Source organism: Acetivibrio clariflavus DSM 19732 (genome assembly GCF_000237085.1).
Taxonomy (GTDB): domain Bacteria; phylum Bacillota; class Clostridia; order Acetivibrionales; family Acetivibrionaceae; genus Acetivibrio; species Acetivibrio clariflavus.
In genome coordinates this window covers 2916922-2939762 of sequence record NC_016627.1, presented here as the reverse complement: position 1 = coordinate 2939762, position 22841 = coordinate 2916922, and the positions used below count along the sequence as shown (strand labels likewise).

22 protein-coding genes and 1 riboswitch are annotated in these 22841 nt (G+C 35.4%); of the genes, 17 read left to right on the top strand and 5 right to left on the bottom strand.

The window, feature by feature from the left end; genetic code table 11:
- Positions 1-45: 45 nt before the first annotated feature.
- Positions 46-1338, top strand: a complete 1293-nt coding sequence (locus tag CLOCL_RS21130) for an S-layer homology domain-containing protein (RefSeq protein WP_014255688.1) — start codon at positions 46-48, stop codon at positions 1336-1338.
- A gap of 98 nt (positions 1339-1436) precedes the next feature.
- Here CLOCL_RS21130 and CLOCL_RS12455 read toward each other — a convergent pair whose 3' ends face one another.
- From CLOCL_RS12455 to CLOCL_RS22585, 3 genes are all read right to left on the bottom strand, one after another.
- The gene (locus CLOCL_RS12455) at positions 1437-1730 is read right to left on the bottom strand and encodes a hypothetical protein (RefSeq protein ID WP_014255687.1); all 294 of its coding nucleotides are present in this window, start codon (positions 1728-1730) and stop codon (positions 1437-1439) included.
- Positions 1731-2311: 581 nt separating this feature from the next.
- Entirely contained in the window at positions 2312-2512 is a 201-nt protein-coding gene (locus CLOCL_RS12450) for a hypothetical protein (RefSeq protein ID WP_014255686.1), read from the bottom strand.
- 354 nt (positions 2513-2866) lie between these two features.
- Positions 2867-3010, bottom strand: a complete 144-nt coding sequence (locus CLOCL_RS22585) for a hypothetical protein (protein WP_157834892.1) — start codon at positions 3008-3010, stop codon at positions 2867-2869.
- A gap of 262 nt (positions 3011-3272) precedes the next feature.
- Here CLOCL_RS22585 and CLOCL_RS12445 point away from each other — a divergent pair, with 262 nt between their 5' ends.
- The 8 genes from CLOCL_RS12445 (at position 3273) to thiC (ending at position 10238) form a co-directional block, all read left to right on the top strand.
- A complete protein-coding gene (locus CLOCL_RS12445; protein WP_014255684.1) occupies positions 3273-4316 on the top strand; it encodes an SIR2 family protein in 1044 nt (347 codons plus the stop codon).
- Positions 4317-4489: 173 nt separating this feature from the next.
- Positions 4490-5071: a ribosome biogenesis GTP-binding protein YihA/YsxC gene (gene yihA, locus CLOCL_RS12440; protein ID WP_014255683.1), complete on the top strand. Its 582-nt coding sequence runs from the start codon at positions 4490-4492 to the stop codon at positions 5069-5071.
- A 167-nt stretch (positions 5072-5238) separates the two neighbouring features.
- Positions 5239-5340, top strand: a riboswitch (TPP riboswitch).
- A gap of 172 nt (positions 5341-5512) precedes the next feature.
- Complete coding sequence (gene thiS / locus CLOCL_RS12435) at positions 5513-5713, top strand: sulfur carrier protein ThiS (RefSeq protein WP_014255682.1); 201 nt, start codon at positions 5513-5515, stop codon at positions 5711-5713.
- 4 nt (positions 5714-5717) lie between these two features.
- Positions 5718-6488, top strand: a complete 771-nt coding sequence (locus tag CLOCL_RS12430; RefSeq protein ID WP_014255681.1) for a thiazole synthase — start codon at positions 5718-5720, stop codon at positions 6486-6488.
- A 70-nt stretch (positions 6489-6558) separates the two neighbouring features.
- Positions 6559-7662 (top strand): 2-iminoacetate synthase ThiH, encoded by a 1104-nt coding sequence (thiH, locus tag CLOCL_RS12425; protein ID WP_014255680.1) that lies wholly within the window; start codon positions 6559-6561, stop codon positions 7660-7662.
- A gap of 12 nt (positions 7663-7674) precedes the next feature.
- Positions 7675-8292 (top strand): sulfur carrier protein ThiS adenylyltransferase ThiF, encoded by a 618-nt coding sequence (thiF, locus tag CLOCL_RS12420; RefSeq protein ID WP_014255679.1) that lies wholly within the window; start codon positions 7675-7677, stop codon positions 8290-8292.
- Entirely contained in the window at positions 8293-8940 is a 648-nt protein-coding gene (gene thiE / locus CLOCL_RS12415) for a thiamine phosphate synthase (RefSeq protein ID WP_014255678.1), read from the top strand.
- Entirely contained in the window at positions 8940-10238 is a 1299-nt protein-coding gene (gene thiC / locus CLOCL_RS12410) for a phosphomethylpyrimidine synthase ThiC (protein ID WP_014255677.1), read from the top strand. The genes thiE and thiC overlap by 1 nt, the downstream gene beginning before the upstream one ends.
- A 731-nt stretch (positions 10239-10969) precedes the next feature.
- Here thiC and CLOCL_RS12405 read toward each other — a convergent pair.
- The gene (locus CLOCL_RS12405) at positions 10970-11173 is read right to left on the bottom strand and encodes an alpha/beta-type small acid-soluble spore protein (protein WP_014255676.1); all 204 of its coding nucleotides are present in this window, start codon (positions 11171-11173) and stop codon (positions 10970-10972) included.
- Between the two features lie 293 nt (positions 11174-11466).
- Here CLOCL_RS12405 and CLOCL_RS12400 point away from each other — a divergent pair, with 293 nt between their 5' ends.
- From CLOCL_RS12400 to holA, 4 genes are all read left to right on the top strand, one after another.
- Positions 11467-11988: a GNAT family N-acetyltransferase gene (locus CLOCL_RS12400; RefSeq protein WP_014255675.1), complete on the top strand. Its 522-nt coding sequence runs from the start codon at positions 11467-11469 to the stop codon at positions 11986-11988.
- Between the two features lie 301 nt (positions 11989-12289).
- Complete coding sequence (locus CLOCL_RS12395; RefSeq protein ID WP_014255674.1) at positions 12290-13384, top strand: SH3 domain-containing C40 family peptidase; 1095 nt, start codon at positions 12290-12292, stop codon at positions 13382-13384.
- Positions 13385-13497: 113 nt separating this feature from the next.
- Positions 13498-15897 (top strand): DNA internalization-related competence protein ComEC/Rec2, encoded by a 2400-nt coding sequence (locus CLOCL_RS12390; protein ID WP_014255673.1) that lies wholly within the window; start codon positions 13498-13500, stop codon positions 15895-15897.
- Positions 15887-16900 (top strand): DNA polymerase III subunit delta, encoded by a 1014-nt coding sequence (gene holA, locus CLOCL_RS12385; protein WP_014255672.1) that lies wholly within the window; start codon positions 15887-15889, stop codon positions 16898-16900. The genes CLOCL_RS12390 and holA overlap by 11 nt, the downstream gene beginning before the upstream one ends.
- Positions 16901-17048: 148 nt before the next feature.
- Here holA and rpsT read toward each other — a convergent pair whose 3' ends face one another.
- A complete protein-coding gene (rpsT, locus tag CLOCL_RS12380) occupies positions 17049-17315 on the bottom strand; it encodes a 30S ribosomal protein S20 (protein WP_014255671.1) in 267 nt (88 codons plus the stop codon).
- 133 nt (positions 17316-17448) lie between these two features.
- Between rpsT and gpr the strand changes: the two genes are divergently transcribed.
- The 4 genes from gpr (at position 17449) to ligA (ending at position 22722) form a co-directional block, all read left to right on the top strand.
- A complete protein-coding gene (gene gpr, locus CLOCL_RS12375) occupies positions 17449-18453 on the top strand; it encodes a GPR endopeptidase (RefSeq protein ID WP_014255670.1) in 1005 nt (334 codons plus the stop codon).
- Between the two features lie 464 nt (positions 18454-18917).
- On the top strand, positions 18918-19775 hold the full coding sequence (locus CLOCL_RS12370; RefSeq protein ID WP_014255669.1) for an N-acetylmuramoyl-L-alanine amidase family protein: 858 nt from the start codon (positions 18918-18920) through the stop codon (positions 19773-19775).
- 212 nt (positions 19776-19987) lie between these two features.
- Entirely contained in the window at positions 19988-20677 is a 690-nt protein-coding gene (locus CLOCL_RS12365) for a M50 family metallopeptidase (RefSeq protein WP_014255668.1), read from the top strand.
- Between the two features lie 53 nt (positions 20678-20730).
- On the top strand, positions 20731-22722 hold the full coding sequence (gene ligA / locus CLOCL_RS12360; RefSeq protein ID WP_014255667.1) for an NAD-dependent DNA ligase LigA: 1992 nt from the start codon (positions 20731-20733) through the stop codon (positions 22720-22722).
- The last annotated feature ends 119 nt before the right edge of the window (positions 22723-22841 follow it).

Here is a 22841-nt window from a genome sequence, read left to right as displayed (position 1 = left end):
TATAATTATTTTTAAAATAATAAGTTTTTGAAAGGGGTAGTAACGATGCTGACTAGGCAAAAAAAAGGTTTTCTCGCTTTGTGTACTGTGATTGCACTAATGATGACAAGTGTGAGTGGCGTATTTGCAGCGCCAAAGAAAAATGAACCGCCAAAGCCACCGGCACCACCGGCTAAACCTGCACCACACCAGGAAATTGTTGTTGAGCAGGTACTTAAAGTTAAAATTAAAGGTTTTAAAGACATTGAAGAAACCCATTGGGCATTTAATGCAATTAATAATCTATGCAACAGAGGAATTATTGTAGGATATGAGGATAATACCTTCAGACCCAACGAACTTGTTACAAGATCTCAATTTGCTGTAATGTTGGCTAACACTCTTAAGTTGACTACAAACAGCAAAACTCAGACATTCAAAGATGTTCCTGTGGACAGCTGGGATTACAAGGCGGTTGAGGCTGCTAAATCTTATCTCACAGGTTACAAAAACAGTAAAGGTGAATTGTATTTTAACGGCAGCAATAGTGCAGTACGTGAAGATATGGCTGTTGCACTTGTAAAAGCACTTGATTTGAAAGTATTAAGCAATGATGAAGAACTTGAGGAGATTTTTGAAGATTACGGCAGCATATCCAAGAACTTAAGAGACTTTGTATATACTGCTTACAAGGAACAAATAATGATCGGTTCAAACGGCAAGTTTAATCCTCAGGGAGCTTTGACAAGAGCTGAAGCTGCTGCTCTTTTGAATAATGTTATCAATAAAATGGAAAAAATTGTTGTTGATGATGAGATCAATGGCGAAAAAGTAGTTGTTGATGACGCAAGCTCCGATGCGACACTTAAGAGTATTAAGTATGACAACAAGAGCATTAAAGATTTCGATAAAGACAATACATATTATGTTGTTGAATTGGAAAAGAGAGATAAAATTCCAACAGTAACAGCTAAGGCAAATCATCCTGGTGCAAAAGTAACTGTTACTCAGGCTGATGAAATTCCTGGCTATGCTAAAATAGTTGTAAAAGCTGAAGATGGTGTAACAAAAGAAGTTTATTACGTCAAGTTTGTTGTAGTTGATGATTCCGATGCAACACTTGAAAGTCTTGAATATGACGGTAAAAAAGTAAAAGGTTTTGATAAAGATACTACTTCTTATGTAGTTGAATTGGATGACGATGAACATATTCCTACAGTAAGTGCTGTAGCAAGCAGTTCAAAGGCAAAAGTTACAGTAACACAGGCTACAGATATACCGGGTACTGCTAAAGTGGTTGTGAAAGCAGAAGATGGAACCACTAAGACTTATAAAATAAGATTTGTTATTGCTGATTAAGGTTAGTAGCAATGAGTATCAGAGGCAGAATAGGCAAAGTTCTGCCTCTGTTTTTTATTGGAAGTTTTACATTGGAAGTAATAAGAAAAAATGTTATACTACACTTCACTTAATCCGAATTTTCTCAAAAGCCATATACTGAATTTCTGTAATCTCGTTTTTGGCTGCTCTAAAGGAATGGCTACTCCACGCACTATTCTGTAGCATAATTCCGATGATATAAAATGTATGGAACCATTGTCAAATTGTATTCTAAGGGCTAATGTGTCATTTTTTATGTGCGTATCAATAACTGTGGCTTTCCTATAAACGTCTTTTGAGCATGGAACCAGTACAGTATCTCCAATACCAATCAATTTATATATACGTTTCTTTTTTTTTGCTTTTCTCATTAAATAAGCACTTCACTCAAAAAATAATCCTATAGCTAATATATTCCTGTAGTGCAATAAAATTCACTTATTTATGTTTTGGATTGAATTTTGCCGGTGGTTTTCTGCGATTAAAGTGAAAATAAATTTTTTTAAAAGTTGAGTAAAGATTTTGTAATAAAATTGTAGTAAATAATTAATATTCTATTCATAAATAGTTAACTTTTAGATGATATAATTCAAACATACCTAAATAATGAGTGAAAAACAATTTTTTTGTTCTCCCTCCAACTTAGAGCCAAAAGCTGGCTCTTTTTGATTATTTTGATGTAGGTTTGATATAAATTTATTACTTAACAAAAAAATTAATAAATTGTTCATAATTTATTAATTTTCTAAAGTTATTATTTTGATGTCAGGTCGAGGACCTTTAATATAAATTACTCCCTTGAAAGAGCTCAACCAAGCTCTTTTTTTTTCGACTTAAACTGTTTTTATAAAAAAAGAAAAAATAAAAAAGTTGACTTTGCAGTCAACTAAATTTTCTTAGACATGGTATTAAAATAATAATAAATAAATTCTGAAATCTTCACTGAATGTTATTAACAATGTACAATCATGCGTTTTCTCATGTTTTCGTAGATGCTTTTATACAGTTTGAAGGTTTTTACTGCGTCGACATTATCACAATTCATATCAGGATGATATTTTTCGATGATTCCGTTCCAGCCTATTTTGAGTATTTCCTCTTGGATTTCATTGAACTTTGATATTAACCTTTGTTTGTCTTCAGAAGACTTCATGAAAACTCCCCCTTAACAAATAAAATACTATATATAAAGTGCATAGTTAATATAGTATACATAATTAATTAAAACGGTATCGTCAATGTATTCTCTGTCTATTTCTTATAAGTAAATTATACCATGGAATATTTCTTCAATCAATATATTTATGAAGCATTTTGATACACAACTGTTTATGTTTATAATAACTTAAAGATATCAATTTATTTACTGTATCTGTTTATAATAAACCTTTTATGACTACTGACAGGAAAAATACCGTTTTAAATTTGAAAAGCTTAAGATAATTATCCTAAGCTTTTGGCAAAAATTGAACATATTATTATTTAAGATTTTATATAATTGATAATTTTATTTTCTTCTCTTCTTTTTTGATTTGGCTTGTAAAGTTTCCAGATTTTTATTGGCAGAACGCATTAGGAAGAAAAATGCAATACCCAGTAATGCAGCACCAGCAAGTACATAAATCCATCTCCAGTATGTCGGCATGTCCATTTCACCTCCAATAATAATAAAAAATTCTACCATATAATAGCCATAAAATCAATCAGAATAAATTAATTAAATAATTGATAATATTAACTTTTTTAGGGAAACTAATACTATAACTTACCGTTAAAATTAGAACTTTGCATTGAGAATTCACATTAATAGTTTGAATATTTTGATTTTTGTTAAACCAAAATTCTATTTGCAAGGTATTTGCGAAAACAAGAGTTTTTCAGAAAGTTTATCAAAAAAGGTTTAAGGAGTAAATATGAGAGCAGCAGTTATACTTGGCGCGGGTTTTTCAAAAAACTCAGGATTACCGATACAATCGGAGATACCGGAATTATTAATTGAAAATCAGGAGGATAACCTTTTTGAAAATAATATTTCTCAGGCAATACAAAGGTTTTATGAGGATGTGTTCGGTTTTTCAAAGGAAAAACTGCCGCCAAGCTTAGATGACCTTTTAACCTGCATAGATATATCAACCAATTCAGGGCATCATTTGGGCATAAAGTATTCTCCTTTGCATCTTAGGGCTATCAGGAGATTTATAATTTACAAACTTTTTAAAATATTAGAGGATAAGTATTGCTACTCTGAAGCTGTTTTCAATTTGGTCATCAAGCTTTTGAAAGCGTACGGTAAAGTAGACTTTATAGTGCTAAACTGGGATACTGTACTGGAAAAATACATAAATCTCGTTAATTCCGGTTATACTGTAAATTATTGCAACGGAGGAGAGTATATAAGAAGTATAAATTCCGATAATGCTTTGGAAGAGATAAAAATAATAAAAATTCATGGTTCCAGTAACTGGCTCTATTGCGATAATTGCAGAGCTTTGTTCAACGACAGTTTCGGAGATATTCCCTTGATAAAAAGGGCGGGATTTATGGTGACTGATTTTGAAATTTTAAGTGATTTTAAACAGGATGTGGAGGAATTTACAGAGGGTGAGAAATGCTTAATTTGTGGAGATAGGATATCATCGCATATTGCAACATTTAATTTCAGAAAATCTTTTAAGGAAAATTCCTTTCCGCAGTTGTGGGATGAGGCAGAAAAGGCTTTGACAATTTCAGATAAATGGATTTTTATAGGTTATTCACTGCCGCAAGCCGATTATGAGTTTAAGCATTTACTGAAAATTTCTGAACTGAAGTTAATGCATAGAAATAAAAGAAAGCATGAAATAGATGTCGTGCTTTTAAACAGTACATCTACGGCGGCAAAATATATAAGTTTTTTTGGACAAAGAAAGGTCAAGATTTATAATGGAGGAATAAACGAGTATATTAAATATATATAAGTTAAATTTGTTTATGGACAGTATAATTAATTTTAAGCAGCTGAAAATAAAAATTAATAGTATTTTTTATGATATTTGCTTTAATGCTTAATATTTTGGAAATTTGCTGCTATAATATAGTCTGGACAATATGGATTGGTAGTAAAAAAATATAATGTTAAGGGGTATCAGAGTTGAATATTAATAATGCTAGATTTGAAAAAGGTGCGGTTAAGCCTGAACAGTATCCCGACAATGATATACCGGAAATTACCTTTGTCGGAAGGTCAAATGTGGGAAAGTCATCCTTAATAAATGCTTTATTGAACAGGAAAAATTTAGCAAAAGTTGCATCAAAACCCGGAAGGACAAGAGAAATCAACTTTTATAATGTTGATGACACAGTGTATTTTGTTGATTTGCCGGGGTACGGTTATGCAAAGGTTTCAAAAGAGGTTAAATATGCCTGGAGCGAATCGATAGAGACTTATTTGAATACCAGCAAAAAACTGAAGATGATTGTCATGGTAGTGGATATAAGGCATACACCTACCGATGACGATAAAATGATGAACAAATGGCTGGTAAATTCATCACTGCCCTATTTGGTTGTTGCCACAAAAATGGACAAGATACCTCGTTCAAAGCTAAAGGAGAGGCTTTTGGATATATCAGGCACTTTAAAGCTTGACAGCAATACACCGTTAGTACCGTTTTCGGCAGAAACCAAGGAAGGCAGAGAGACTCTGATGAATTATATTGTTTCAGTGCTTTGATTAATAGAGCACTGAATAATATTTGCTTTTATGGCTTTGCCTGCATGATTTTTTGATTTATATGTAATGTAACAGAATAATTTGTATTCCGATTATCAAAAAAAGTAAAATTTATATTTACATGTGAAAACAAATAATATATAATATTCATCAAACAAATTAAATAGTGTAAAAGCTAGGGGTGCCGAAAGGCTGAGAAAGAGCAATGCTCTTGACCCTTTGAACCTGATGCGGTTAATGCCGACGTAGGGAAGCTTAAGAAGATTTATATTTTGTATTTATGTGTTAATTACGCTTGCCTATTGAGGCAAGCGTTTTTTAATTCTTATGGATTTTAGCTTTTTCAGTTGCTCTTTTTGAACTTAAACGAAAGAGCCGAAATCCAATAGAAAAATACTGAAGGAAATATTATGATTATTCATTTGAGAGGGGGTGAGTTTAATGAACATTATTTTAAACGGAAAGAATACAGAATTGGAAAAGCCCGTTACTTTGTTGGAATTGCTGGAGTTAAAGTGGATAGATCATGAAAAAGTTATAATTGAGTACAATTATGACATTTTAATGAGAGATGACTGGAATAAAACTGTATTAAAAGAGAATGACAACGTTGAAGTATTAAGATTTGTAGGGGGAGGTTAAAAGTTTGGAGGACAAATTAATTATTGGCGGAAAGGAATTGACCAGCAGGCTGTTCATAGGTACAGGAAAGTTTGCAGCAAACAAAATTATTCCGGAAGTAGTTAAGCGCTCGGGGGCACAGGTGGTTACTGTCGCCCTGAGAAGGATGGATTTTGACTCTAAAGATGAAAATATGCTTAATCACATACCTCAAGATTGTATTCTTATGACTAATACATCCGGGGCAAGAAATGCGGATGAAGCTGTAAGAATAGCACGAATTGCCCGTGCAGCCGGCTGTGGGAATTGGATAAAAATCGAGATTGTAACTGATAATAAATATCTCCTGCCGGACAATTATGAGACCATAAAGGCAACGGAGATATTGGCTAAGGAAGGCTTTGTGGTACTTCCGTATATGAGTCCCGATCTTATCGTGGCAAGGAACCTTAGAGATGCCGGTGCAGCAGCCGTGATGCCGTTGGGAGCACCCATCGGAACCAATAAAGGGCTAAAGACTAAGGAACTGATAAAGATATTGATTGATGAAATAGACTTGCCAATTATTGTGGATGCAGGTTTAGGCAGGCCATCGGAAGCTGCCGAAGCAATGGAAATGGGTGCGGCGGCGGTGCTTGTGAATACTGCAATTGCAACATCGGACGATCCCATAACAATGGGAGAGGCTTTCGGATTGGCAGTTATAGCCGGCAGAAAGGCATTTTTATCGGGTGCACCTGCAGTGAAAGATTTTGCTGAAGCATCATCCCCGCTTACTGGTTTCTTAAGGTCGTGAGAATTCCATAATGAATTGAAAAAGTTAGCAAAGATATTTAAATGCAATATTTTGAAAAGAGGCGTTAATAATGAGTTTTTACCAAAGGTATCTGGAGTATAAGGATTTTGACTTCGAGCGATTTTACAGCAATATTACCGATAATCAGATTTTGAATATTATCAATAAAGATAGAGTAAACGAATTGGAATTTTTAATGCTGTTATCGGAAAAAGCAGGGAAATATATTGAGTTAATGGCTCAAAAGTCAAGAAAATTGACACTGCAGCATTTCGGAAAGGTTATTTTCCTATACACTCCATTGTATGCAGCAAATTATTGTGTTAACCAATGTGTGTACTGCGGTTTTAACGTCTCAAACCCTATTGTAAGAAGAAAACTTACAAAAGAAGAATTGGAAAAAGAGGCTAAAATAATTGCTGAAACCGGTCTTAGACACATATTGCTTTTAACTGGCGAGTCAAGGACTCATAGCTCTGTAGAATACCTTAAAGAGTGTGTAATGGTCCTGAAAAAATACTTTTCTTCCATATCCATAGAAGTATATCCTCTCGAAACTGATGAATACAGACAGCTTATTGAAGCCGGGGTTGACGGATTTACAATGTATCAGGAAGTGTATAACGAAGAACTTTATAAAAAGCTTCATTTAAAAGGCCCTAAAAGAAACTATAGATTTAGACTTGATGCTCCCGAACGGGCATGTATTGCAGGAATGAGAAGTGTAAATATCGGAGCATTGTTAGGTCTTGATGACTGGAGGAGAGAAGCTTTTTTTACCGGGCTTCATGCCGATTATCTGCAAAACAAGTATCCTGACACCGAAATAAGCGTGTCTATGCCCAGGATAAGACCTCACACAGGAGAGTTTCAACCTGGAGTGAAAGTGGATGACAGAAGTTTTGTGCAGATAATGCTGGCTTATAGGTTATTTATGCCAAGGGTTGGAATAACCCTTTCTACAAGAGAAAGGGCAGAATTCCGTGACAATCTTATAGGATTGGGTGTTACAAAGATGTCTGCAGGTTCATCTACCGAGGTGGGCGGCCATGCCTTGGATTTAAAAACTGAAGGACAATTTGATATTTGCGACACAAGGAGTGTCAAACAAATTACAGAGCTAATTTACAGTAAAGGCTATCAACCTGTGTTTAAAGACTGGCAGGCAATATAGGATGGAGGTCGTATGAATACTTTTGAAAAGGGACTTTGCAATTATTTGGGAGAAGAAAATCTAAAAAAAATACAGAAATTAAAAGTTGGAATAGCGGGAGCCGGAGGATTGGGGTCTAATTGTGCTTTCAACCTTGTAAGAAGCGGATTTAAAAAATTAAAAATAGTGGATTTCGACGTGGTTGAGCCATCAAATTTAAACCGGCAATTTTACTTTTTGGATCAATTGAATACTTCAAAAGTGAATGCCCTTAGATCCAATCTTCTGAGGATTAATCCCGATTTGGAAATTGAGGCACTCAATATAAAACTTGAGAAGGAAAATATTGAACAGGTATTTGAAGAGTGCGATATTGTGGTTGAAGCTTTTGACAAAGCTGCATATAAAGCCTTGATTGCAGAGAGCTTTTTTTCCTCCGGAAAACTGGTTGTTTGTGCTTCAGGATTGGCAGGATGGGGAAAAAGTGATGATATCGTTGTAAAAAAGATACATGAAAAATTTTATATGGTAGGAGATTTTGTAAGTGAGGTAAATGAAGATCTGCCTCCAATTTCTCCTAGAGTTAATATTGCAGCGGCAAAACAGGCTAATATAGTTTTAAGCTATGCCTTGGGGATGGGGTGCAGTTGATTGAAAAGACGTAATGATATTATAGATACTGACCTGTATTGTATAACTTCCGAGGAACATTCAAGAGGAAGAAACAATATAGAGGTTGTAAGGGAAATGATAAAAGCTGGCGTAAAAGTAATCCAGTATAGGGATAAGGAAAAGAAACTTTTGCAAAAGTATAATGAATGTTTAAAGATAAGAGAAATGACAAAGGAAGCCGGCGTTACTTTTATAGTTAACGACCATGTTGATATAGCGATATTGGTTAAAGCAGACGGTGTACATATTGGTCAGGATGACCTTCCCATCGAAAAGGTAAGGGAGTTGGTGGGTGAGGAAATGATAATTGGCATTTCCACCCACTCGCCTAAGCAGGCGGAAGAGGCAGTAAAAAGAGGAGCCGATTATATCGGAGTCGGTCCAATTTATAAAACTTATACAAAAAAAGATGTATGTGAGCCTGTCGGGCTTGATTACCTCAGATATGTGGTTCGAAACATACCCATTCCCCATGTTGCCATAGGAGGAATCAAACAGCACAATATGCATGAGGTGATAGAGTGTGGAGCAAAGTGCATAGCAATGGTCACTGAAATTGTGGGGGCTGACGACATCGGAAAAAAAATCAGGGATATAAAAGAAAGTATGAGAAGAGGTGCTTTGTAATGTATACAACACAGATGGATGCGGCAAAAAGGGGTATAGTAACTAGAGAAATGGAGATTGTGGCCCAAAAAGAAAATATGGATATAAAGGAACTTCAGCAGCTTATGGCACAGGGCAAAGTTATTATTCCTGCAAACAAGAAGCATACAGCATTAGACCCTGAAGGTATCGGCCGCGGAATGAGAACCAAAATAAACGTAAACATTGGAATTTCAAAGGATTGCTGCAATTTTGACATTGAGCTGGAGAAAGCAAAAAAGGCAATTGAGCTTAAGGCTGATGCCATAATGGATTTAAGTTCCTACGGAAAGACCGGGGAATTCAGAAGAAAGCTTATTTCTATTTCCACTGCTATGGTTGGAACAGTACCAATATATGATGCAGTGGGATTTTATGATAAAGAAATTTCGGACATAACGGCTGAAGAGTTTTTAGATGTCATAGAAAGGCACGCTGCTGACGGTGTTGACTTTATGACCATTCATGCAGGAATAAACAGGGAGACGGTGCGCCGCTTTAAGAAAAACGGAAGACTTACCAATATTGTTTCAAGAGGCGGATCACTGATGTTTGCCTGGATGGAATTGACGGGGAATGAAAATCCTTTTTATGAATACTATGACAGAATTCTTGAGATTTTTGCGGAATATGATGTAACTATGAGCCTTGGGGATGCTTTAAGACCGGGAAGTATAAATGACTCCACCGATGCTGCTCAGATTGAAGAGTTGATTGTATTGGGAGAACTTACAAAGAGAGCTTGGGAGAGAAATGTGCAGGTAATGGTGGAAGGACCGGGACACATGGCAATTAACGAGATAGCAGCCAATATGGTACTTGAAAAGAGGCTTTGCCATGAAGCGCCTTTTTATGTGTTAGGACCGATTGTAACCGATGTTGCGCCGGGATATGACCATATTACAAGTGCAATAGGCGGTGCAATAGCAGCGGCAAGCGGTGCAGACTTTTTATGCTATGTAACACCGGCTGAGCACCTGAGACTGCCTGATATCGATGACATGAAGGAAGGTATTATAGCGTCGAGGATAGCTGCCCATGCAGCGGATATTGCCAAAGGAATTAAAGGTGCCAGAGACTGGGATTATAAGATGAGTGAAGCAAGAAAAAATCTGGACTGGGACAAGATGTTTGAACTTGCCGTTGACGGTGAAAAGGCCAAAAGATATAGAGAAAGTTCAAAACCTGAAAATGAGGATACATGTACTATGTGCGGAAATATGTGTGCTGTAAGGAATACAAACAAGATTTTAAAAGGAGAAAGAATAAAAATACTTTGATTTGCAGATACAACTAAATATGGGGGCAAGGGGGCGCCCCCACAAATATGTAAAAATTTTGGAGCTTACTGTATTAAATAAAGACTCCAGCTAAACATTATGACATCTATACTTCACTTATAGGAGGTTTTACAAAATCCTGCTGACTTTCTGATGCAGGCAAATATAAAGTATAGAGGAAAAAGTACGTTTACAAATCATAATTATATAGATATATTTATTGTATGTTAATGGGTAATTTATACAATAATGTACTCAATTAGGTATAATTTTCTGTTCAAATTATATAAAAACACTCATAACCGACCTTGTAAGCCTGACAGAAACATGTTTACTGTAAATAAAAAAGCTACGATTTGTTGTCGCAGCTTTAAGAATTTATAATTTTATAAATGTATTAAAAAGTATCAGTTCATAAAATAAATATATTATATTGGCATGAAAAAATTAATATGAATATTTCATAAAAATATATCGATAGAAAGGATATTATTTTGTGAAAAATATCATCTGTTCGTATGTTCTATATATGACATCAGCTAAGGCCAATAATTTGCAATAGTATTTGAGAGTTTTAAAGTGGTCTGTGGGATTTTACTAAAAAAGATTTTGTGACATATCACAAAATCTTTTTTAGTTATTATATGAATGCTTTGCAAAACAATATATAAAAATTTAGGATTTTTGACTTCTTGATTAGAGATTAAAAATCTATTAAATTAAACAAATAGTTATTTGCCTGCTAACTGCTGTTCTGCCATCTGAATTAATTTTTTGGTTATGTTTCCGCCAATCCTACCGGCATCTCTGGCTGATATATCGCCATTGTATCCTTGTTTTAAATTTACACCAACTTCGGATGCTACTTCATATTTCATTTTGTCAAGAGCATTTTTAGCACCAGGAACAACTTGATTGTTATTGTTGTTATACATATTGTTTCACCTCCTTGTTGATACCGACTGTACATAAATGATAGACAGTCAGGAAAAAATACGGGTTAGCCAAAGTATAACTTTTTTAATTGTTTAATGCTTTTGAACTTTACAATATTATTTTGATGCAAAAATAAAGTTTTAATAATATGAATTTTATAACAAAGTTTTTGAAGGTTTTAAGTTTTGCGTGTAGAATAATTTATTCCAAATAGATAATGAAATTGCCGGTCAGTACTGTTGTTATCTCAACTTCCTCAGTTTAAATGAACGGAAATTAAACAGGAGGCATTATGTATATTGTAAATGCCAAAGCAAAGGATATTTATTTGGAAAATATAACTCCATTGAACCTTAAATATATATTTGAATGGTATAATGATGAAGATTTTAAATATGCAACAGGTATTGAGAAGGACATAACGTTTCAGCAATTGACACGTAATTTCATTGAAATGCAGCGAAGTGGAGAGCATTTTTTGTTAGGGATATTTATTTCTTCTACCGGTGAAATGATAGGCTTTTTAAAAGGCCAAATAAAATACTGCTCCAAAGTATCGGTTTGGATAAATACGCTTATTATTGATAAAGCTTTCCAAAATAAGGGGTATGGTACTAAAGCAGTCGATTTGCTTATAGATTTTGTCAAAAAGAAAAGTGATGTTTCCAGGTTTTATATAGCTGTTTCCGAAAGCAATGCAAAGGGATATAAATTTTGGAAAAGCTTAGGTTTTAAAGATTATGCAAATATAGAGGATTGTATGAAACTTGAGGGAGAGACTACAAATGCCATAATAATGTATAAGTTAGTGTAGTTTTTAAATTTGATTTTTTTTCTGAACGGAACTTTAAACACCTGGCAATATTTACAACTAACGGTTTGGGTGCAAACATCCGAAATATTTTTATATGGATATTTGCGGCAAAGGATATTATGAAAACAAAAAAGTATATTGATATTTTTGTTTAAGCTTTATAGGAAATTTTCGGTTTGACAAAGAAAATTCATAAAGGTATAATAGTCTTGTCCATTTGTTTTCAGGAAGTCCTACAGTATGCTCGTGGATAGCAGGTAAGCCCGTATAGGTAAGAGGGATATAGAGTAGGAGGTTAAGTATGTTTAAGTGCAGTAAATTAATTTTATGTTCAGCGGTTTTAAATTTTTCGATTTTTTTTACATTCTCACTTTCCCATGCTAACTTCGATAAAAGCACTACGGATCAAAAAAATTCTAATTTTCAGGAATATTCGGTTTTGTCATACAATATAGAAAATCTTTTTAAAGATTCCAATACAATAGTTGAAGAAAATATCGGATCTTGGTATAAAATTCTTATAAACGGCACAACAGGTTGGGTACATAAAGATTTATTTCCGGTAGATGCTATAAAGAATTCTCAGGATACCAAAGTTTTAGCTAAAGCGAACAATTCGGCAGACGATTCCAATAGTTTAAGCGATGAAAAAGAACAGGAAACTTCAGAAACTACAGATGAGAAAAATGACGAAACTGCAAATGTTGGACAAGATGTTTCCACAGAAATTAATTCTGAAAATTCAGAGGGAAATGCTACTAAGGCAGAGGCTGTTGCAGTATTGTTTGAAGGAATGATTACCGGAGACGGTGTTAATATAAGAAAAGGTCCGGGAACCGACAATGAAGCAATTACCCAATTGTATTACGGCGATAGAGTGGAGATATTGGGAAAATCCGATGAATGGTATAATGTAAAAATGAAGGACGGAGTAATTGGTTGGGTATATGGTCAATATATTTCAACCGAATCCACCCTTGCATCAAGAGGAGAAACGTCGGAATCAAATAGTTCCAAAAGAGCACAGATTGTTTCCTATGCAAAGGAATTGTTAGGGGTCAGATATGTTTACGGAGGTACCACAAGAAGTGGATTTGATTGTTCCGGTTTTGTATGGCACGTTTTTAATCATTTCGGAATTAAGTTAAACAGAGTTGCAGCCGACCAGGCAAAGCAGGGAACTAAGATATCCAGATCGGAGTTACAGCCAGGAGATTTGGTTTTCTTCGATACAAACGGCGGTAAAAATTATATCAATCATGTGGGAATATATATTGGAAACGGAAGTTTCATTCACGCATCTTCGGGAAGTAAAGCAAAAAAAGTTGTTATAAGTGAGCTAAACACCGGTTTTTACAATGATTGCTTTATGACAGCAAGAAGGATTTTGGATTAAGTTTTTGTTTGTAGAAATCTCAGGGACAAGCTGTCCCTGAGATTTTAAAATATCTGCATAAAAAATTTTACAAAACAGTTGGCTATTAAGTTACTTCGAATAGGGGTAAATATATGAATAGACCACTTGTTCTTTTCTGCGCGTCATATATGTCTGGGATTTTACTGGCAAATCTGACCCGGTCCTATTGGTTTATAATATATTCCGCTATTGTACTTGCTATTATAGCCATTGCATTTGGCATGTTTTATAAAAGACATGTTTTTTTGCTGTCCGGCGTTTTAATTCTGTATTTTTTTGGCGGCGTGTATTATTTGTATACATATAATCAAAATGCAAACCGGTTTGTTGAATATAACGGAAAGCAGGTAACGGTAAAAGGATATATTAATTCTGCACCGAACGCAGATGGAGAAAAAATAGTATATGAGTTAATGGCAGAGGAAGTTTTTTTAAAAGAGTCGGGAAGGTCGGATAAAGTTTCGGGAAAGATACGGCTAACTACGCTTTTAGGGGATAACGGTTTTATAGATTACGGCAGAGAAGTAACTGTAAGCGGAACTTTGAACATACCCAAGGAAAGGACCAATCCTTCAGGGTTCAACTATAGAAGTTATCTGAGCCATAGCGGTATTTCGGCAACTCTTTTTGCTATGGATTATAATATTAATGTCGGTGAGAAAAATAAGGGAAATTTTTTAGTGAAATTAGGACTTAAATTACGGGAAAGAATAGTTACTGTTATAAATAAAAGTCTGCCGCCTCAGCAGGCCGGATTGCTGAACGGAATGCTGATTGGTTACAAACAGGATCTAAGTCAGGAAGTTGAGGAAGCTTTCAGTGCTTCAGGCTTGTCGCATATAATGGCAGTTTCAGGAAGCAATGTGGCATTCATAATATTACCCTTAGCTTATGTGTTCAAAAAGCTTAAAATACGGCAAAAACTTGCAAACCTATTGATAATTATAATATTGATATTGTTCGTTCTTATTACCGGTTTTGAACCGTCGGTATTAAGGGCTGTTATTATGGCTGTTGTGGTTTTGGTGGGACAGATAATAAGAAGGGATACAGAAATTTTTACAAGCATATCCTTTTCAGCTTTGGTTTTACTTTTTTACAATCCCGGGATTCTTTTTAATATTGGATTTCAGTTGTCTTTTGCAGCTACCCTTTCATTGGTGCTGTTTTATAAGAATTTAAAAGAAATGCTCGGGTTTAAGTTCCTTCCGCCCTTTATTTTAGATGTGCTTGCTGCCACAATATCGGCACAGATAGGGGTTTTACCCATAACGGTTTTTTATTTCAATACCGTATCTTTGGTTTCCATTATTTCTAATCTGCTTGTTGTACCTATAGTGGAATTTATAACTATTTTAGGATCCCTTATGGCCTTATTGGGTCAAATACATATTGTCTTATCCATACTTATAGGCTATGTAAACAATGTCCTGTTGAGTTTTGTTCTTGTGGTTACTAAAATTTCTGCGCAATTGCCCTGGTCGGTTAAAACCCTTGTTACACCTTCTATATTTTCGGTTATTTGTTACTATGCAGTTATAATATATTTTTTCTGGTACAGACCTGAATATAAAGTTAAATTAAAACTCAAATACGGTATTGCTGCTGTTTTGATTATACTTGGAACAGTTTTTTACGGGGTATTTATTCCAAAAGGGCTTGAGGTAGTGTTTATTGATGTGGGACAGGGGGACAGTACTTTTATACAAACGAGTAAGGGAAAAAACATATTGATAGATGGAGGAGGCTATAGCAGCGCAGCATCTGACAGCACAAGTATCGGAGAAAATATTGTCATTCCTTTTTTGCTGGATTACGGTGTCGACAAACTTGATTTGGTTATTGCAACCCATGGCCATGATGACCATATTCAGGGGCTGATACCGGTTTTGAAAAAATTGAAGGTAGAATGTTTGGTAATACCTGAAGTACCTTTGGACAGCGGATTGCAAAAATTGTGTGATATTGCCCGAAAGGAAAAAATAAAAATTCAGATGTGTTCGAGGGGTGACCTTATCCGTCTGGATAACAAAACCTATTTTGATGTTTTGATGCCCAAGAAGGGAGATTTTATTCAAGAGTCGCCTTCAAATAATAACTCATTAGTGGTAAAATTACATTATGAAAAAGTAAGAATACTATTTACGGCCGATATGGAAAAAGAAGCCGAGGAAATGCTGATAAGGGATAATGTTGATTTAAAGTCGGATGTGCTGAAAGTGGCACATCACGGGTCGGATACTTCAACCACCGAGGCTTTTTTAGAGCGGATAAATCCTGATATAGCTGTTATCAGTGTTGGAAGGAACAATTTTGGCCATCCTTCAAAGTACGTGTTGAATGTACTTGAGAAAAACAGAGTTAAGATTTTTAGAACCGACTATGACGGTGCAGTAGTGCTAAAAACTTACGGCAAAGATATAAAAATAAAAAGGACGGTAAAAAAACAATCAGTTCCGGTATTGGATAAAGGTGAATCATATGAGTATTGATGTTTTAAAGGAAGATATTAAAACTAATAAACTTAAGAATGTGTATCTTTTTTATGGTCAGGAAGAATTCCTGAAGAAGTATTATCTTGACAGTATAGAGAAAATTATTCTTCAAAACGATCTTTCAGCAATGAATAAGATTGTTCTGGAAGGAAACTTTGAGATAAGTAAAATAGAAGAAGCTTGTGAGACTTTACCGGTTTTTTCAGAAAAGAAACTTGTTATAGTTAAAAACTCGGGGCTGTTCAAATCGGGTAAAGACGGCGCAAAGCAGCAAAGCAACAGAGAACAGTTAATTGAATACATAAAAAATATTCCGCCTTATACGGTGCTGGTGTTTTATGAGGAAGAAGTTGACAAAAGGCTGAAGACCGTGGATGCGGTAAAGAAGAACGGACTTGTTGTAGAGTTTGCGTTTCAAAAACCTGCAGAACTGGTGAAATGGGCCATTAAAGTCTTGAAGTCTTACAACAAGGAAATAAGTATGGAAGATGCATCTTATTTAATTGAGATATGTGATCAGGGAATGACCGAAATACTCAATGAAATTAATAAATTAGTCATGTTTGTAGGAGAGAGAAAAAAAGTTACAGTACAAGATATTGAAAAAGTATGTACCAAATCGGTAAAAAGCAGGATATTTGATTTGACCGATGCAGTGGCTGAGAAAAATCTTGATAAGGCTCTTAAGCTTTTTAATGACATGCTTATTTTGAGAGAACCTATTCCTAAGATTCTTTTTATGATTACGAGACAGTTAAGGCATGTAATGGAAATGAAACTTCTCATCATGGATGGTATGAGCGTTAAGGATGCTTGTGCAAAAATAGGAATTACACCCTATGCAGGAAAGAAAATATCCTCCCAGGCTGAAAGATTTAGTATTGATATGCTGAAAGAGGGAATAAGGGAAGCTTTTGAGCTTGACCTGGCCATAAAAACCGGCAGAATAAACGACAGAGTAGCAGCAGAACTTCTTATTAACAAGCTTGCCAACGGATAATGGCACTGGTTGATTCGATGAAATTAAAAATTCCGGGTAAAACTAAAAGCATATAAAAATCGCTGTATATGAATTTTTATATGCTTTTAGTTTTATTTTATTGACCCTAAACAAAATAAAAAACGTACTTTTATGTACGTTTTCATTTTTAATTTTTAACTGCCGCGTTGTATGCCCTAACAAGCTTAGACTTCTTTCTCGCAGCGGTGTTTTTGTGTATGACGTTCTTTGCTGCTGCCTTATCTATAGTCTCAATAGCTCTCTTGAGAAGAGTAACAGCTTCAGGGTCATTGCTAGCTATTGCGGTTTTGCACTTTTTAATAGCAGTCCTTAATATAGACTTTCTAATGCTATTTTGAAGAGCTTTGTTCTTTGAAACTTTTACCCTTTTTATAGCTGATTTAATGTTTGGCAATCCATTCACCTCCTGCGAGTAAATTAACAAGAAGTATTTTAACACGAAAGAAAATAAAAAGCAAGGTATTTAAAATGAAATGTGTGAAAAAATATTATTAAAATTAAATTGAAAATAGTGAGAGGATGATCCGATGATTGGAAACAGAAGTATTAGAACTGACTTGGCACTTGAGGCAACTGAGTTTGTGAGAGAGCAGGAACAAACAAAGCGTGATACGGCACCACAGAACTTGCCCGGTGTAGATATCGAAAATGCAGGTACTCAAGACATAAAGATTACAAGGGTTAGGGTAACGTCTCCTACTGGAGAGGCAGCAATAGGAAAGCCCATGGGTAATTATATAACCCTTGAAGTGCCAAGGTTAAAAGAAAATGATCAGGTATTGTATGAAGAGACTTGTAAAGCACTGGCGCAAGAGCTTGTGAAAATTCTGAAGCTTAAAGAGAATTCCACCATACTGGTAGTCGGTCTTGGAAATTGGAATGTAACTCCGGATTCTTTAGGTCCCAAGGTGACAGATCACCTGATGGTAACAAGACATTTGCTGGAATATGTACCGGAACAGGTTGACAAAGGAGTTAGACCTGTATGTGCAGTTGCACCCGGAGTTTTGGGAATAACGGGGATTGAAACCGGAGAAATAGTAAAGGGAATTGTTGATAGGATTAAACCTGATGTGGTAATAGCTATTGATGCATTGGCATCCAGGAAAATGGAGCGTGTAAATACAACCATTCAGATAGCCGATACGGGAATTTCACCCGGTTCCGGTGTTGGCAATAAGAGAATGGAAATTTCGGTAAACACATTAGGAGTCCCTGTTATTGCCATAGGTGTACCTACAGTGGTAGATGCTGCTACTATGGCAAACGATACAATAGATCTTGTTATAGATAGTTTGCTGAATGAGGCTAAGGAAGATAAGCAATTTTACGATATGCTCAAAAATATTGACAGAAACGAAAAATACCAGTTAATACAGGAAGTATTGGAACCGTATGTAGGAAATCTGATTGTTACCCCGAAGGAAATTGACGATGTTGTTGACAGAATTGCAAAAGTTATAGCTAACGGATTAAATATCGCCCTTCACCAGGGAATAACTCTAAATGATGTAAACAGATATATACAATAGATGAATATTATCGAGCAAATTAAAGGCCTAAATGAATAAGAGGCCTTTTTGTCTGTATGTCCATATATGAAGTATTTGTCTTATATTGTTTACCTGTATGTGATATTTAAATATAGATTTTGACCTTCTTTATAAATCAAAATAATCTTTCGCACAATAGTGGATTTTTTATATTTTTTATACCGAATTCTCAAGCCTGTCAGGACAAATTAAAAAGTATTCAATAAATAAAAATTCTGGATATACCTTGCTATAGACATAAATATACAAAAATAATATAATTTAGCATGATGCTTTGTTGAACCGGTTAAAGAGGAGATAAAAAGGGATTTGCCTTTTGGATATATATTTACTCTGAAACAGCAATAAAGGATTGCAAAAATATGGCAGGCAAAAAACTATGGAAAAAAAACAGTTTCTATAGGATAATAATTATATAAAAGAAATTATTTTCGGAGAAAAAAATGGATAATGTAATCAACAATATACAGATATTTGTAAAAAAAATATACTCTTCATACACCAAATTACCGATGAAAATAAGATTCGTTTTAATACTTTTATTTTTCATGATGCTTTTTGTTGCAAGCGTAAGTTTAAAAAACAGCATAAAAGACCAGGAAGATATTAATAACAAACCCGGTATTGTTGAAAACAACAGAGAAAAAGTTCGGGATTCCTCAAATATTGGCAACAAAAATACCATTCCTGTGCCAAAAGAGGTGAAGATTGTGATAGACCCGGGGCACGGAGGGGAAGATTGGGGAGCTATAAAAGGTGATTTATTTGAGAAAGATTTGAATTTGGATATTTCTTTAAAGCTGGGCAAAATTCTCGAGGAAAAGAATATAAATGTGATTTACACAAGGCAAAAGGATATTGATGTCAGTCTTGATGAAAGGGTCAATATCGCCAATAATAATGATGCAACATTATTTATAAGTGTGCATAATAACTACATGCCCAATGATGCAGCATATAGAGGCACTGAAACTTTATACTGCGTTCCTGTCAATCCTGAAGAGAACAAAATGGACGGTCAGAAGCTTGCAGCTATTGTCCAGAAGAAACTTGTAAGCACTTTAAAGACTGTGGACAATGGTACAATACACAGGCCAAATCTTGTAGTGCTTAGAAAGACAAATATGCCTGCAGTAATTGCAGAGATAGCTTATATGTCCAATTCTTCCGACAGGGAAAAGCTTTTAGACGAAGGATTCAGGCAAAAAGCCGCCGAAGCTTTGGCCGAAGCTGTAATGGAAGCTTTGGATTTAATGAATGCTAAAAAAAATGAAAAAGGTGAATGGATTATTATGGACTGATATAATTTGTTAGTGTATTGAGACAATGCTTGAAATATTGAGTTGATAAACTTGTAAAAAAGAAAGGAAATGCCTTTCTTTTTTTTATTTGTAACGGTATAATTTTTATTAAGTCTTTTGAATTAATTGATGAGTTAACAGGAAATTGATATTATGTTTTAATTGACAATACTTGAAGTTTATATATAAATACTTCAATCCAGGGGGAATTTATGAAAAATACTTGGAGATATCTTTTGATTCAGACAATTCTTATCATATTGTGGAATCAGGTAATAGTAAGTCCTTTCAGGGCTGTGTCCTTAATTTTTCATAAATTTGGACATGCTTTGTCGGCAGTTATATTTGGGCATGGTTTGACGGTTTTTAAAACAGTATTTGGAAACAGCAGGGATATAATATTTAGCGGGGATAGTTGGATTGCAAGTTTTATAATGGCAAACGGCGGATATATTTCAAGCATATTGTTTTGCCTGCTTGTATTCTTTTTGAAAAAAACTAAAGTAAGGAAGTTTTTGCTTGGTAGTACTGCAATAATATATATAGTTTTCTGCATTGCTTTTGCTTCTTCTGTTGAAACAACGATTTCTGCTTTAATTTTTTCCTTAATTGTAATTTTGGTTCTAATGATTCAGACAGACGGCATAAATGATCTGATGCTGGATATTATAGGTATTTCTATGGCGGCTTATGTTATCTACGATGCATTTGTGGATACTATTCTATTGAATCTTAACAATAGATTTTCCATTGTGAGAAGCTGGAGTGCAAATCCTCCCGGTGATATGGTAAGGCTTGCTGAGTTGACCGGTTTCCCTGTAATTGTATGGGGAATTATATGGTTTGCCATAGCAGTTGTTTCTGTAAATATATTGTTAATAAAAGTTGTTTCCAAAAGATAGATATCTTTTCTAAAAACCATTAATATAAAAAAGCATTACAGTCGGAGGGTTTTATGGATATAAAGAAAAGAATTGAAGAGTTAAGGAAGACCATTGAATACCATAATGACAAATATTACAATCAGGATGATCCTGAAATTTCGGATTATGAGTATGATCAACTTTCTTTGGAATTGAGAAAGCTTGAGCAGGAATATCCTGAGTTTGCAGCACCCGATTCACCAACACAGAAAGTTGGGGGAACTGTTAAGCGTGAATTGAGAAAAGTTCAGCATGATGTTCCTGTAATAAGTCTTCAGGATGTTTTCTCAAAAGAGGAAGTATATAGTTTTGTCTATAAGATGATTCAGGAGTTGGGGGATCCGACTTTTGTTGTTGAACGGAAGGTTGACGGCCTTTCGGTTGTTTTAAGATATAAGGATGGTGTGCTGGTAGAAGGTATCACCAGAGGCGATGGGATAACCGGAGAATCGGTTTATGAAAATCTATTGGAAATCAAGTCTGTTCCCAAGACAATTCCGACCAAACTACCTTATTTGGAAGTTCGCGGGGAAGTGTATATGTCCAATGAGGCCTTTGAGAGAGCGAATAAAAAGCAGGAAGAAACTGGAGGTAAAGTGTATCAGACCGCCCGAAACCTTGCCGCCGGAACATTAAGGCAGTTAGATCCCGCTGTTGTCAGAGAAAGAGAACTGGATATATATGTTTTCAACCTGGAAATAAGTCAGGGTAAAGAATTTAAATCCCATTCCGAAAGTTTAAACTGGCTTTCCATGCAGGGCTTTCCTGTAAGTCCGGGCTTTATGGTCTGCAAAACTGCCGACGAGGTATGGGAGTGTATTACAAAGATTGGAGAGAGCCGTTGGGAGCTGCCCTTTGGAATTGATGGAGCAGTTGTCAAGGTGGATAGTTTGGAAGATCGGAAAAAGTTGGGGATAACCAGCAAAGTTCCGAGATGGGCTGTAGCTTACAAATATCCGCCGGAACAAAAGGAAACCATTGTGGAAGATATAATAGTGCAAGTTGGACGTACCGGAAGGCTTACTCCATTGGCAATTTTAAAGCCTGTGAAAATAGCCGGAACCACTGTGTCCAAAGCTACATTGCATAACCAGGATTATATCGATTCAAAGGATATTCGAATAGGTGATACGGTAATTATTCAAAAGGCAGGGGATATAATACCGGAAGTACTGAGGAGTATTCCGGAAAAACGTCCTGCAACTGCGCAGAAGTATGTTATGCCTGACAAATGCCCTATTTGCGGTGCCCCAACCCTTCGGGAGGAAGATGGGGTTGAAATAAGATGTACCGGTACCAATTGCATTGCACAGGCAATGCGAGGCATTATTTATTTTGCCTCCAAAGATGCCATGAATATAGAGGGACTGGGACCAAGTTCGGTAGAAGCCTTGATGTCTGAGGGGTATATAAAAGACGTATCGGATATATACCTTTTGAAAAATTACAGGGAAGAACTCATAGATAAGGGGATAGTAGGCAAGGAAAAGTCGGTTGATAACCTTATAAGAGCTGTTGAAAAGTCAAAAGAGAACGATATCGACAGGCTTATAACCGGATTAGGTATCAGAAATGTAGGGAAACAAACTGCAAGAGTGCTAGCTTCAAATTTTGCCGATATGGAAGCTCTCCAAAATGTCACCTATGAGCAGTTGATAGCATTACCGGATTTTGGCGACATTATGGTGCGGGATATCCTTGATTTCTTTTCCAGGGAAGAAAACAAAGCACTGATTGAAAGACTTAAAGAGGCCGGAGTAAATATGAAGTCAAAAGTTTCGGACACAAAAAAAGATGACCGTTTTGCCGGCAAAACTTTTGTATTGACGGGTACTTTGCCGTCCATGACCAGGGACGAGGCAACTAGAATAATCCAAATGTACGGCGGAAAAGTATCGGGAAGTGTGTCGAAAAAAACTTCCTATGTTCTTGCCGGTGAAGAGGCAGGAAGTAAACTTACAAAAGCTCAGGATTTGGGTATTACCATCCTCAGTGAGGAAGAGTTTAAGAAAATGTTGGAGTAATATTTATTAGATAATTAGTAGTATTGCAATATTTATCACTAGTTCCTCAAAGGGAATGTAAGTAATTTTGTGTATCATAATTTATGTAATCCTTCTTTAGCAAGTAAATTTTAGTTGAC

Bases quoted from the DNA above. Each gene is read 5' to 3' on its own strand.
- CLOCL_RS21130 (WP_014255688.1), top strand. From the start codon at position 46: ATGCTGACTAGGCAAAAAAAAGGTTTTCTCGCTTTGTGTACTGTGATT.
- CLOCL_RS12455 (WP_014255687.1), bottom strand. From the start codon at position 1,730: ATGAGAAAAGCAAAAAAAAAGAAACGTATATATAAATTGATTGGTATT.
- CLOCL_RS12450 (WP_014255686.1), bottom strand. From the start codon at position 2,512: ATGAAGTCTTCTGAAGACAAACAAAGGTTAATATCAAAGTTCAATGAA.
- CLOCL_RS22585 (WP_157834892.1), bottom strand. From the start codon at position 3,010: ATGGACATGCCGACATACTGGAGATGGATTTATGTACTTGCTGGTGCT.
- CLOCL_RS12445 (WP_014255684.1), top strand. From the start codon at position 3,273: ATGAGAGCAGCAGTTATACTTGGCGCGGGTTTTTCAAAAAACTCAGGA.
- thiS (WP_014255682.1), top strand. From the start codon at position 5,513: ATGAACATTATTTTAAACGGAAAGAATACAGAATTGGAAAAGCCCGTT.
- thiH (WP_014255680.1), top strand. From the start codon at position 6,559: ATGAGTTTTTACCAAAGGTATCTGGAGTATAAGGATTTTGACTTCGAG.
- thiF (WP_014255679.1), top strand. From the start codon at position 7,675: ATGAATACTTTTGAAAAGGGACTTTGCAATTATTTGGGAGAAGAAAAT.
- thiC (WP_014255677.1), top strand. From the start codon at position 8,940: ATGTATACAACACAGATGGATGCGGCAAAAAGGGGTATAGTAACTAGA.
- CLOCL_RS12405 (WP_014255676.1), bottom strand. From the start codon at position 11,173: ATGTATAACAACAATAACAATCAAGTTGTTCCTGGTGCTAAAAATGCT.
- CLOCL_RS12400 (WP_014255675.1), top strand. From the start codon at position 11,467: ATGTATATTGTAAATGCCAAAGCAAAGGATATTTATTTGGAAAATATA.
- CLOCL_RS12395 (WP_014255674.1), top strand. From the start codon at position 12,290: ATGTTTAAGTGCAGTAAATTAATTTTATGTTCAGCGGTTTTAAATTTT.
- CLOCL_RS12390 (WP_014255673.1), top strand. From the start codon at position 13,498: ATGAATAGACCACTTGTTCTTTTCTGCGCGTCATATATGTCTGGGATT.
- holA (WP_014255672.1), top strand. From the start codon at position 15,887: ATGAGTATTGATGTTTTAAAGGAAGATATTAAAACTAATAAACTTAAG.
- gpr (WP_014255670.1), top strand. From the start codon at position 17,449: ATGATTGGAAACAGAAGTATTAGAACTGACTTGGCACTTGAGGCAACT.
- CLOCL_RS12370 (WP_014255669.1), top strand. From the start codon at position 18,918: ATGGATAATGTAATCAACAATATACAGATATTTGTAAAAAAAATATAC.
- CLOCL_RS12365 (WP_014255668.1), top strand. From the start codon at position 19,988: ATGAAAAATACTTGGAGATATCTTTTGATTCAGACAATTCTTATCATA.
- ligA (WP_014255667.1), top strand. From the start codon at position 20,731: ATGGATATAAAGAAAAGAATTGAAGAGTTAAGGAAGACCATTGAATAC.